General features: G+C 71.1%; 11 protein-coding genes. 5 read left to right on the top strand and 6 right to left on the bottom strand.

Features of this window, described 5'->3' with window-relative positions:
* Positions 1-14 precede the first annotated feature (14 nt).
* The 3 genes from ACIBJB_RS33795 to ACIBJB_RS33785 form a co-directional block, all read right to left on the bottom strand.
* Positions 15-2,300 (bottom strand): MFS transporter, encoded by a 2,286-nt coding sequence (locus tag ACIBJB_RS33795; protein WP_398936342.1) that lies wholly within the window; start codon positions 2,298-2,300, stop codon positions 15-17.
* A gap of 134 nt (positions 2,301-2,434) precedes the next feature.
* Positions 2,435-4,351, bottom strand: a complete 1,917-nt coding sequence (locus ACIBJB_RS33790; RefSeq protein WP_398936340.1) for an AMP-dependent synthetase/ligase — start codon at positions 4,349-4,351, stop codon at positions 2,435-2,437.
* A 221-nt stretch (positions 4,352-4,572) separates the two neighbouring features.
* Entirely contained in the window at positions 4,573-5,904 is a 1,332-nt protein-coding gene (locus ACIBJB_RS33785; protein ID WP_398936338.1) for an acetyl-CoA C-acetyltransferase, read from the bottom strand.
* Positions 5,905-5,991: 87 nt separating this feature from the next.
* Between ACIBJB_RS33785 and ACIBJB_RS33780 the strand changes: the two genes are divergently transcribed.
* A complete protein-coding gene (locus ACIBJB_RS33780) occupies positions 5,992-7,272 on the top strand; it encodes a 3-oxoacyl-ACP reductase (RefSeq protein WP_398936336.1) in 1,281 nt (426 codons plus the stop codon).
* A gap of 5 nt (positions 7,273-7,277) precedes the next feature.
* Positions 7,278-8,153 carry a MaoC family dehydratase gene (locus ACIBJB_RS33775; RefSeq protein ID WP_398936728.1) on the top strand — a complete coding sequence of 292 codons (876 nt, stop codon included), beginning with the start codon at positions 7,278-7,280 and terminating at the stop codon, positions 8,151-8,153.
* A 206-nt stretch (positions 8,154-8,359) separates the two neighbouring features.
* Here ACIBJB_RS33775 and ACIBJB_RS33770 read toward each other — a convergent pair whose 3' ends face one another.
* Complete coding sequence (locus tag ACIBJB_RS33770) at positions 8,360-9,034, bottom strand: TetR/AcrR family transcriptional regulator (protein WP_398936334.1); 675 nt, start codon at positions 9,032-9,034, stop codon at positions 8,360-8,362.
* Positions 9,035-9,304: 270 nt separating this feature from the next.
* On the opposite strand from ACIBJB_RS33770, the gene ACIBJB_RS33765 reads away from it, so the two are divergent.
* From ACIBJB_RS33765 to ACIBJB_RS33755, 3 genes are all read left to right on the top strand, one after another.
* Positions 9,305-9,847 carry an RNA polymerase sigma factor gene (locus tag ACIBJB_RS33765; RefSeq protein ID WP_398936332.1) on the top strand — a complete coding sequence of 181 codons (543 nt, stop codon included), beginning with the start codon at positions 9,305-9,307 and terminating at the stop codon, positions 9,845-9,847.
* The gene (locus ACIBJB_RS33760) at positions 9,847-10,353 is read left to right on the top strand and encodes a hypothetical protein (RefSeq protein WP_398936330.1); all 507 of its coding nucleotides are present in this window, start codon (positions 9,847-9,849) and stop codon (positions 10,351-10,353) included. Before ACIBJB_RS33765 ends, ACIBJB_RS33760 begins: the two co-directional genes overlap by 1 nt.
* 81 nt (positions 10,354-10,434) lie before the next feature.
* Positions 10,435-10,875: a hypothetical protein gene (locus ACIBJB_RS33755; protein ID WP_398936328.1), complete on the top strand. Its 441-nt coding sequence runs from the start codon at positions 10,435-10,437 to the stop codon at positions 10,873-10,875.
* A 45-nt stretch (positions 10,876-10,920) separates the two neighbouring features.
* Here the strand turns inward: ACIBJB_RS33755 and ACIBJB_RS33750 are convergent, their stop codons facing one another.
* Both ACIBJB_RS33750 and ACIBJB_RS33745 read right to left on the bottom strand, forming a co-directional pair.
* Entirely contained in the window at positions 10,921-11,232 is a 312-nt protein-coding gene (locus tag ACIBJB_RS33750) for a DUF4229 domain-containing protein (protein ID WP_059205022.1), read from the bottom strand.
* A 96-nt stretch (positions 11,233-11,328) separates the two neighbouring features.
* On the bottom strand, positions 11,329-11,853 hold the full coding sequence (locus tag ACIBJB_RS33745) for a GNAT family N-acetyltransferase (RefSeq protein ID WP_398936326.1): 525 nt from the start codon (positions 11,851-11,853) through the stop codon (positions 11,329-11,331).
* Positions 11,854-11,862 lie beyond the last annotated feature (9 nt).

Raw genomic sequence — 11,862 nt, 5'->3', positions numbered from 1 at the left:
CGGACCGGCCGTCCCTACACCTCCTTGTGGCCCAGCAGGACGTCGACCTCCTCGCTGCCGTTCACGGTGACCTGCGTGGCCACCGGCGGGTACCCGCTCGCGATCACCGTGTACTGCTCGCTCGCGAGGTCGGTGAAGGCGTAGCCGCCGTCGACGCTCGTGGTGCGCGTCCCGACGACGTTGCCGGCGGCGTCGATCAGGGTGACCCGGGCGTCGTCCAGGGCGCGTCCGTCCGGGGTGTGGACCGTGCCCCGCAGGGTCGCCGCGGCGGTCAGCTCGAGGTCGAGGCGGGCGGTCTCGGCGGAGACGGTGGCGGGTACGGCGACCGGGCGGTGGCCGGGGGCGCTGACGCTCAGCGTGTAGTCGCCGGGCAGCAGGTCACCGAGCCGGTACCCGCCGTCCGTCCCGGCGGTGACGGAGGCCGTCACGTCACCGCGCTGGTCGGTGGCCACCACCAGCGCGCCGGGCAGGGGCTCGCCGTTTCCGCCGCGCACGGTACCGGCCAGGCCGCCTGGGCTGGGCAGGATCACCAGGTCGTGGGAGACGGGCGCGCCGTTCACGCTCAGGGTGACGACGTGGGGCTGGTGGCCGGGAGCCGAGCCGATGAGGACGAGGCTGCCGCGCTCGGCGGTGTCGAGGGCGTACGTGCCGTCCTCGCCGGAGGTGGCGCGGGCCAGTTGGCGGCCGGAGCCGTCGAGCAGGGTGATCGCGGTGCGGGGTACGGGGGCGCCCGTGCCGTTGCGCACCTGTCCGCGGATGACGGGCGCAGCCGCCGTGTCCATGGCGGGAGCCGTGACCGCGGGGGTGGTCTCGGTCTCGGCCTGCTCCGCCGGCGCGGTCTCCCTCCTCTTCGCGCGGAACAGCAGCGCCGTGATGATCACGCCGACGGCGAAGAAGCCCGCCGACCACCAGTAGGCGACCTCGTAGCTGTGCAGCGCCGCGTTCGCCTTGACCAGCGGGTCGGACAGGTGGTCCGCGGCGTAGTTCGTGGCGGCGGTGGCGGCCAGCGTGTTCAGCAGTGCGGTGCTGATCGAACCGCCCACCTGCTGGGTGGTGTTGAGGGCCGCCGAGGCCACGCCCTGGTCGTTCGCCTGCACCCCGAGGGTGGCGTAGCTCATCGCCGCGGGCATCGACATGCCGAGCCCCGCGCCGAGCAGCAGGAGCGGCGGCAGCACGTGGGAGGCGTAGCTGCTGTCGAGGCCGAGGCGGGTCAGCCAGACCATGCCGCCCGCGGCCACCAGCATGCCGAGGGGTACGACGATCTTGGGGCCGATCCTCGGGACGAGCCAGTTGGTGGAGAGCTGTGCCATCACCATCAGCGCGGCCACCATCGGCAGGAAGGCCACGCCGTTCTTGACCGGTGAATAGCCCAGCGTCGACTGGAGGTAGTAGGTGAGGAAGAGGAAGACGCCGAACATTCCGGCGGACGAGATGAGGATGGTCGACAGGGCGGCGGCGCGGTCGCGGTCGGCGAGGACCCGCAGCGGCAGCACGGGGTGCTTCGCGCGCGCCTGCCAGAGGAAGAACGCCACCAGCAGGACGCCGCCCGCGGCGAGGAAGCCCCAGGTCATCCAGTTGTCCCAGTCGTGCGTCTCCGCGTTGGCGAAGCCGTAGACGATGCCGAACAGGCCGCCGGAGACCAGGACGACGCCGGGGATGTCCAGCCGGGGCCGTTCGGCCGGGACGGAGCGGCCGATGAAGACGACCGCGCCGATCAGCGCGAGCACCGCGATGACGTCGTTGACGTAGAGCGTCCAGCGCCAGTCCAGGTACTCGGTGAGCAGACCGCCGAGGACCAGGCCGACGGCGGCGCCGGAACCGGCGATGGCACCGAAGATGCCGAACGCCCTGGCGCGTTCCTTGGGTTCGGTGAACGTCGTCGTCAGCAGGGAGAGGGCCGCAGGGGCGAGCAGGGCGCCGAACAGGCCCTGTACCGCGCGCGCGACGACCAGCATGGTGAAGCCGTTCGCCGCGCCGCCGAGCGCGGAGGCGGCGGCGAAGCCGACGATGCCGATGATGAAGGTCGTCTTGCGGCCGAAGAGGTCGGCGAGGCGGCCGCCGAGCAGCAGCAGGCTTCCGAAGGCGAGGGAGTAGGCGGTGACGATCCACTGCCGGCCGTTGTTGTCGAAGCCCAGGTCCTGCTGTGCGGACGGCAGCGCGATGTTCACGATCGTGGCGTCGAGCACGACCATGAGCTGGGCGAGGCCGATCACGGCCAGGGCCCACCACCGGTGTTTCGACGGGGCCTGGGACTGGCCGGACGGCACGACCTGGGCGGTGGCTGCCGGAATGGCTTCCACGATGGTGCTCCCCTCATGGGGCTCGGGTTGCTCGGACCACCCACATCGGTCCGAAACCGTTTCGTACACCAAACCTAGGTCACACTTGCAGCGAAACGCAAACGTCTTCATGGGGTCTCCACCGACCCCGGCGCTCAGCGCTCGTACAGCCCCTCGATCGCCCCCGCGAAGTCCCGCATGACCGCCTCCCGGCGCAGTTTCATCGACGGGGTCAGATGGCCCGCCGCCTCGGTGAGGTCGGTCGGCAGGACGGTGAAGCGGCGGATGGACTCGGGGCGGGAGACCATCTTGTTGGCCTCGTCCACCGCGCGCTGCAGGACCTGCCTCAACTCCTCGTCGTTGATGAGGAGTTCCGCGGGCACGGGGTGTTTGCCGTTCATCTGGCGCCAGTGGTTGACGCCGTCCATGTCCAGGCTGATCAGGGCCGCGATGTAGGGGCGGCGGTCACCGAGGACCATGCACTGCGAGATCAGGGGGTGCGAGCGGAGCCAGTTCTCCAGCGGGGCCGGGGCGACGTTCTTGCCGCCGGCCGTGATCAGGATCTCCTTCTTGCGGCCCGTGATCGTCAGATAGCCCTCGTCGTCCAGCTGTCCGATGTCGCCGGTCGGGAACCAGCCGTCGGCCGAGGCCGGGGCCACCCCGTCGCCGTACGGGTCCCAGTAACCCCGGAACACCTGACCGCCGTTCAGCAGGATCTCGCCGTCGGCCGCGATACGGACCCGGGTGCCCGGGATGGGCCAGCCGACCGTGCCCAGGCGGGGCTTGAGGGGAGGCGTGCAGGTCGCGGCCCCCGTCGACTCCGTCAGGCCGTAGCCCTCGTAGATCTCCATGCCCGCGCCCGCGTAGAACGCGGCGAGCCGGCGGCCGAGCGGGGAGCCGCCGGAGATGATGTGCCGGATCCTGCCGCCCATGGCGTTGCGGATACGGCGGTACACGAGCGGGTCGTAGAAGGTGCGGGCGGCTCTGAGGGCCGCGCCCGGTCCTGAGCCGGTGCCCGCGTGGCGGGTCTCCATCGCCTCGCCGTAGCGGACGGCGACGTTGGTCGCGCGGTCGAAGACCGTCACCCGGCCGCCGCTCTCCGCCTTGGCGCGGGCGTTGTTGAAGACCTTCTCCAGCATGTAGGGGATCACGAGGAGGAAGGTCGGCTTGAAGCTGCTCAGGTCGGCCAGCAGGTCCTCGGCCTGGAGACTGGGCGCGTGGCCGAGGCGGACGCGGGCGCGGACGCAGGCGATGGCCACCATGCGGCCGAAGACGTGCGAGATGGGCAGGAAGAGGAGGGTCGCCAGGTCCGCCTCGTCCGACTTCGACTTGAAGACGGGGTAGAGGAGTTCGATCGCGTTGTCGACCTCGGCGAGGAAGTTGCCGTGGCTGAGCACACAGCCCTTGGGGCGGCCGGTGGTGCCGGAGGTGTAGACGACGGTGGCGACCGTGCCCGGTCCCAGCATGCCGCGCCGTACGCCGATCTCCTGGTCGGGGACGGCCTGGCCGAGCTCTCCCAGACGCTCCACATGGCCCTTCTCCATGATCCACATGTGCCGCAGATCGGGAAGGCGGCTGAGCTCGGGACCGAGGGCGGCGGCCTGGCCGGCCGTCTCCGTCAGCAGGGCGACCGCGCCGGAGTCCTGGAGGATGAAACGGGTCTGGAAGACGGAGGACGTGGGATAGATGGGGACCGTGACCAGGCCCGCGGCCCAGGCGGCGAAGTCGAGGAGCGTCCACTCGTACGTCGTGCGCGCCATGATCGCGACCCGGTCGCCCGGCATCAGGCCCTCCGAGATCAGGCCCTTCGCCACGGCCAGCACCTGCCCCGCGAACTCCGCCGCGGTCAGATCGACCCAGCGGCCGTCCTGCGTACGGCGGCTCATCACCCGCTGCTCCGGCGCCGCCTCGGCGTTGTCGAAGGGCAGGTCGGCGAGCGAGCCGTGCGTCAGCGGCGGGACCAGCGGCGGCACCGAGACCTCGCGGACCTCACCGTCCAGCCGCACGATCTCGGGTTCCACGAGCACGGGTGCGCCGTCGTAGTCGTGACCGGACACGTACGAGAGGGACATGGTCAGCTCCTGGGACGTGCAGCTCGGTAGCGTTCCGCTGCATGAGGTACGCAGGGGACGTACCGGGGCGTTCACCCGCGAGTGCGCCTGGAAGGGTTACCTGGGGTTAGGACGGTGATCCTAAGTGGCCCAAGTGGGGGGTCTGTGCGGGTTCGTTGATGGTCCGGAGCCGGGACTGTGCAACCTCGACCGCAAAGTGAGACTTTGTCAGCTATCGGCGCTTACGGCCGCTCCAGAATCGCCGTCACCCCCTGCCCGCCCGCCGCGCACACCGAGATCAGACCGCGGCCGGGGCCGTCCCGCTCGGCCAGCAGCGTCGCGAGCGTGGCGACGATCCGCGCACCGGTCGCGGCGAAGGGATGCCCGGTGGCGAGGGAGGATCCGGTGACGTTGAGGCGGGCCCGGTCCACCGGGGCCAGGCCCTGTTTCTCCCAGGCCGCGAGGGTCGCCAGGACCTGGGAGGCGAAGGCCTCGTGGATCTCGACCAGGTCGAAGTCGTCCATGCCGAGACCGGCTCGCTCCAGCATGCGCGGGACGGCGTACGCGGGGGCCATGAGCAGGCCGTCCTTCCCCTGGGCGACATCCCCTTGTGCGACATCCCCCTGTACGACGTCCCCTTGTACGACATCCCCGTGCACGAAGTCCACGGCCGCCGTCTCGTACGCCGTGAGGTAGGCCAGCACCTCCAGTCCGCGCGCCTCCGCCCACTCCTCCGAGGCCAGCAGCACGACCGCCGCGCCGTCCGTCAGCGGGGTCGAGTTCCCCGCCGTCATGGTCGGGTCGGGGTCCTTGAGCCCGAACACCGGCTTGAGCGAGGCGAGTTTGCCGGCCGTCGAGTCGGGGCGGAGGTTCTGGTCGCGGGCCAGCCCGCGGAAGGAGACCACCAACTCCTGGAAGAAGCCGCGTTCGTACGCCGCCGCCAGCCGCTGGTGACTCGTCGCCGCCAGCTCGTCCTGGGCCTCGCGGCTCACGCCCCACGCGCGGGCGGTGACGGCCGCGTGCTCGCCCATGGACAGGCCGGTGCGGGGTTCGGCGTTGCGGGGGATGTCGGGGACGAGGTGGGTCGGACGGATGCGCGCGAGCGCCTTCAGGCGGGCGCCGGCCGACTTCGCGCGCCGGGCCTCCAGCAGGATGCGGCGCAGGTCGTCGTTGACGCCGAGGGGCGCGTCGCTCGCGGTGTCCGCGCCGCCCGCGATCGCGGATTCCGTCTGCCCGAGGGCGATCTTGTTGACGGCGGCGATGACGGCCTGGAGACCGGTCCCACAGGCCTGCTGGATGTCGTACGCCGGGGTGCGCGGGTCCAGTTTCGAGCCGAGGACCGTCTCGCGGGCGAGGTTGAAGTCGCGGCTGTGCTTGAGGACGGCACCCGCGACGAACTCCCCCACGGCGCCCGGCTCCTGGAGCCCATGGCGCTCCACGAGGGCGTCGAGGACAGCGGTGAGCATGTCCTGGTTCGAGGCGGTGGCGTACGGGCCGTCCGAGCGCGCGAAGGGGACGCGGGCACCGGCGACGATCGCCACGCGCCGGGCGACCGGCGGCTTCAGGGGGCTCATTTCCACCAGCTCCTCACCTCGGACATAGGCTTACCTGCGGTAACCTTACTCCAGAGTAAGGAATCTGCGACCGACCGGGAGATGGACATGGCCGACCGCTATCTGAGCTTCACCGGTACCGCGCCGGGTCGGTTCCTCACCCGCCGCCTGGGGCTTCCGCAGCCTGCTGTTCTGCGGCGGTGGTCGGAGGGGTCCCCGGGGTTCGAGGGCGGGGTGCTGCATCTCACCGCGGGGAAGTCACAGCTTTCCGGGCCGGCGTTCTCGTCCCCGTCGGACACACCGGCCGCGGTCCTCCTCGACGCCACCGGGGTGCGGGACGTCGAGGGGCTCGCGGAGGTGCACGCGGCACTGCACCCGGTCGTGCGGTCGGTCGCCGAGAGCGGGCGGGTCGTCGTCCTGGGGGCACCGCTCGATCCCGCCGACCATCACCAGGCCGCCGCCCAGCAGGCGTTGGAGGGGTTCACGCGCTCACTGGGCAAGGAGATCGGGCGGGGCAGAACGGTCAACCTCGTACGGCTCACCGACGCGTCCGCGGCCGAGTCGACACTGCGCTTCCTTCTCTCCCCCAAGTCGGCGTACGTCAGCGGTCAGGTGATCGAGGTCGGGGAGGCGCAGGAGGCCGACGTCGACTGGTCCCTCCCGCTCGCCGGGCGGACGGCCCTGGTGACCGGCGGGGCGCGGGGCATCGGTGCGGCGGTCGCCGGGACGCTGGCGAGGGACGGGGCCCGGGTGGTCGTACTCGATGTGCCGGGGGCGTCGGCGGATGCCGAGCAGCTTGCCGCGCGGCTCGGGGGCAGTGCCCTCGCGCTGGACATCACGGCCGCGGACGCGGGCGCGCGGATCGCGGAGGCGCTGCCCGAGGGGCTGGACGTGCTGGTCCACAACGCGGGGATCACCCGGGACCGGCGGCTGGTCAACATGCCCGCGGAGCGCTGGAGTTCGGTGCTCGAGGTGAACCTGGCGAGCGTGCTGCGCACGACGGACGCGCTGCTGGAGACGGGCACGCTGCGGCGGGGCGGACGGATCGTCGCCACCGCGTCCATCGCGGGGCTCGCGGGGAACGCCGGGCAGACGAACTACGGCGCGAGCAAGGCCGGTGTCGTCGGTCTGGTGCGCTCCCTGGCGCCCCGGGCGCGGGCCGAGCACGGGGTCACGGTGAACGCGGTCGCTCCGGGCTTCATCGAGACGAAGATGACGGCGGCGATCCCGCTGTTCATCCGGGAGGCGGGGCGGCGGATGAACTCCCTCGGACAGGGCGGGCTGCCGGCCGACGTGGCCGAGACGACGGCGTGGCTGGCGCATCCGGCGTCCGGCGCGGTGAACGGGCAGGTCGTGCGGGTGTGCGGCCAGAGTCTGCTGGGGGCGTAGTGGGGATGCACTCGGACGGCACCCGGGCCGAGGGGTCGTACTGCGTCCTCGAGCGGTCCCCCTCCCTCACCCCCCTCCTCGTGCGGGGCGCCCTGCGCTCCCCCTTCAAGCGGCCCGCCGCCACCGCGGACTTCCCCCGCACCCGGCTGGTGCTGCCCGCTCTGCGGGTGGACCTCGCGCGGCTCGCCGCCTACGAGCGGGTGTGCGGGTTCCCGACCGGGGAGGACGCGCTGCCGGTGACGTATCCGCATGTGCTGGGCTTTCCGCTGGCCATGAGCCTGATGAGCGGGCGGGACTTCCCGCTCCCGCTGCTCGGGCTGGTGCACACGTCGATCGAGATCACCCGGTACCGGGAGCTGGCGGCGACGGGCGAGTACGAACTCAGCGTGTACGTCGACGGGTTGGCACCGCACCGGCGCGGTACGGAGGCCGCGGTCGTCACCGAGCTGCGGGTGGGCGAGGAGGTCGTGTGGGAGTCGGTGAGCACGTATCTGGCGCGGCACCGCACGAACGGAACCGACCGCGAGCGGGACCGCGAGAGGCATGAGCCGCTGCCCGGAGTCGACGAGTGGCGGCTGGCCGGGGACATCGGCCGGCGTTACGCCGCCGCGTCCGGCGACCGCAACCCGATCCACCTGTACCCGCTCACGGCCCGCCTCTTCGGCTTCCCGAGGGCGATCGCGCACGGCATGTGGACGGCGGCCCGCTGCCTGGCAGCCCACGGCACGCCTCAAGCGGTGCTGGTACGGGCGGAGTTCAGGGCACCGGTACTGCTGCCGGGGACGGTGACATACGCGGCGAACGGCGAGCGGTTCGAGTTGTGCGGCGGGGACCGCGTGCACCGCGTGCACGTGAGCGGGGGCGTCTACCCGCTGACGTGAAGCGGGCGCGGGCATCGGGGGACGGTGCCGGCCGACGGGCACCCGGGTGCCTCGGTGGACGACTGCCGGGCGACCCGACGCGCCGCTTCTCGGAGGACGGTGTCGGCCGACCTGACACGGGGCGCCTTTGGGGCGTGGTGTGCCGGTTCGGAGGGGCGGCGCGGCCAGGGGCGGCCTGAAGTGAGGGCAGGCCTCGGAGAACGCTGTCAGCCGACCTGCAGCGGAGCGTCTTCGGTGGGTGTGTCCCGGAGGGTCCACGGGTGGCCCTCCATCAGGTTTCCGAGGCCTGCCCACGCGAAGTTCATCAGCGTGGCCGCCGACTGCCTCGCGGTCACGCCCTCGGTCGCGTTGGCCCAGGCCGCGAGGGACTCGGCGGCGCCGACGAGCGCCTCGGCGAGGCCGGCGACCTCGCGCTCGGGCAGGTCGGGATCGCGGTGCGCCGCGCGGGCCGCGACCACGATCAGGTGGGTCACGAACGCCACGATCTCCTCGCGCATCGCGGTGACCTCGGCGGCGAACGCCTCACCGTGGATGCGGGCCTGGAGATGCAGCACGGACCAGCCGTGCGGGTTGCGCGAGGTGTGGGTGAAGAACGCCAGCAGCCCGTCCCAGAGCTGCCGGTCGGCGGCCAGATCGGTCCGCACACCCGTCCGCACCGCCTCCGTGAGCGCGGCCGCCTCCCGGCGGATGCACGCGGTGAAGAGGTCTTCCTTGGAGTTCAGGTACAGATACACCAACGGCTTCGACACACCGGCGAGTTCGGCGATCTCGTCCATCGAGGCGGCCATGTACCCACGCTGCCCGAAGATCTCCACAGCGGCGTCCAGCATCTGCTGCTCCCGCACGGCACGCGGCATCCGCTTGCTCTTCACGACACCCATGCGCAAAGCCTAAGGTCCGACTCCACAATATTTTCCTCCTCGGGCGGCGGACTCCCGCCTCGGCGTCGTATATCCCCATGAGCACACTGTTCGCCCGGACTCCGTCCGGAGGGCCGGGTCAGCCGGTCCTACTGCCAGGACCCCGATCGAAGGGGTGGGCATGCTCCAGGTCTGCTCTCTTCTCAGCAAGTCATGTACGCCAACGAGCAGTTCGGCCTGCGCGCCGGCCCCGGTACGGCCCGCGCGCGCTCTGAAGATCGGAGAGGTCCGGTGAGCCCGGACGACACCGAGCGGACTTTCACCGAGTTCGTCAGGTCACACAGCACCAAGCTGTACGCGATCGCCTACCGCCGCTGCGGCAACAGGCAACTCGCGGACGACATACTTCAGACCGCCTTCGTCAGGGTGTGGAAGGCGTGGCCGAACCTGATGCACGGAATGGATCAGGACGCGGTTCCTCTCGGATACGTGCACACCGCGATCCGCAACCTCGTGGTGGATCACCACCGTGCGGCCGAACGCCGCCCGGAGTCACCGTGGGAGGACGAGAGGGACGGCCGGTTACCGGCTGCGTGCGATGTCGCGGAGGAAGCCGTCTTCCGCGCCATGGGACACGAGTTGTGGGCCGCCGTGGCGACGCTGGAGGACATCCAGCAGGGCCTGATCGATCTCATCTACGTCGGACAGTTGTCGACCGCCGCCGCGGGCCGGGCACTCGGCCTCGCGGAGACGACCGCCCGCAGGTACCACGACGCCGCGTTGTCTCGCCTCCGCGAGATGATCGGCTACAACCAGGAGGAGGACCAGGTCTGATGGACGCGGAGAAGCGTCTGCGCCTGGCCGCCGAATCCCTACACAGGGAAGCCCTGGGGTTCGACGCCGACGCTTTCACGGACGACGTGCTGCGAAGGCTCGGCATCAAACCCTCCGACGAGGGCTGCGCTGGGGATTCCGCGCTCCGGACCGGTCACACACCAGTGGCCGGTCCGGAGAGGGGCGGAAGGCGCAGGAAGAGTGACGCGCCGGTAGCGCGTCACACGGAGTTCTTCGAACTGGAGCTGGAAGAACTCCGGAGCAACACCACTTCGCACACGGAACCGCGAGTGCTGCGCAGGATCGCCGAACTCACCGAGCTGCTCCACGGGGGTGGCGCAGCTCGGGACTGGTGGATCCAAGCCGCGAATTCGGGGGACGAACTGGCGGTTCTGACCACCGCGGAGTGGACGGGGGGGCAGGGCGGAGAGCAGGCAGACTCCCCGCCGGCCGGAGCACCACAACCAAGAGGAGGAGAACCACAGAGGTACACGCACGACCTGTGAGCTGAGGGCGCGGTCCGACCGGAGGGGTTATCGGACCGCGCCCGTCAGTTCTCCCTCTCATCTTCGAAAGGAGTGAACCCCGTGCTGGTGGGCCTGTTGAGCGCCAACGTCGCCGTCGTCCTCACCGTCGTCGGCTGGGAACTGGCCCGCCGTGTCCGCCGACGCGACCAGGAGCGCGCCGACCTCACCGAGGTGGACCGGCTGTTACGGCGGCTCGGAGTGCGGATGCGGCTCCTCGACGACCAGGACGACGTGCTCACCGCCGCGTCCGACGACTGTCAGGCCCTTCGGTCGTTGAAGTACGAGCTGGGCAGCGTGCACCCGTCGGCGTTGCCGGAGGTGGACGCGGTGCTCGCGGATGTCCTCCGCCGCCTGGATGTCTTTCTCAGTACGGCCCTGCCGGCGAACCCGGCCGGCGCGGGCACCCTCACGCAAGCGCGGCAGCAGGGGCGTTCGGCTCAGGAGGTGTTGTCCGCCGTACGTACGGCACAGGACGTGGTCGGGCGGCTGCGCGGGCGGTGACCGCCAGGCGTGTGCCGAAGCCGACGCCGACGCCGGCTCCGTCGCTCAGGAGGTCTGCGGGGCCTGACCCTGAGGACGGCTCGCCTCGTCCGCGGCCTCGTCCTCCTGGCTGCGGTTCGCCTCGAGGTTGGCCTTCATCCGGTCGACCCGCTGCACGACCTTGATGGAGGCGCGGTCACGCTCCTTGCGCAGGACCACGAAGCTGATCGGAGCCGAGAGCAGCAGGGAGAGCAGGACGATCCACATGCCGTTGGAGTCGCCGAGGCCGCGCGGGGCGAGGCCGGAGTAGACGAGGCCCCAGACGACCACGAGGCAGCCCACCAGGATCCCGAGGCGCATCAGCGTGTAGCGGAGCATGTCAATCCACTCTTCCGTATCCGTATCGAACGGCCCGAACACCCCAAAGGGGCACCGTCCAGTGAAGCACGCCGGGCACCCGGTCCTCGAGGCGGGTCAGGAGAGCGGCAGCAGCATGATCACGTCGTCCCGCTCGTCACCCGGTGCGACGCGGATCGCGCCGGGTATGCGGCCGACCTCCTTGTAGCCGCAGGAGCCGTAGAAACGCTCCAGACCGAGGCCGCCGCGGCAGGTGAGCCGTATCGCCCCGATGTCGTCGAAGGTGCCGGCCGCGTCGGCCGCCGCCGAGAGGAGGTCGCGGCCGTAGCCCCTGCCCTGGTGGCGGGGATGGACCATCACCGTGTACAGCCACACCCAGTGGGTCATGAGCCGGTGCGTGTTGAAGCCGAAGAAGGCGGTGGCGGCGACCTGTCCGTCCTCGTCGTGCCCGACGAGCAGCCGCGTCCGTCCCTCCGCCATCCCCACGAAGTGCTTCACCAGCTCGGGGCGGATCGTCTCGCGCTCCACCGGCGCCACGAAACCGACGGCGCCGCCCGCGTTGGAGACGTCCGTCCACAGGTCGAGGATCCCGTCGCGGAGAGCGGGGGTGATGGCCGGGTCGAGGGTGAAGGTAAGGGGCATGGGGAAAGG

This window comes from Streptomyces sp. NPDC050759, assembly GCF_044456945.1.
Lineage (GTDB): Bacteria > Actinomycetota > Actinomycetes > Streptomycetales > Streptomycetaceae > Streptomyces.
Note: the sequence above shows the minus strand (reverse complement) of the source record. Positions and strands in the feature narration are given on the sequence as shown.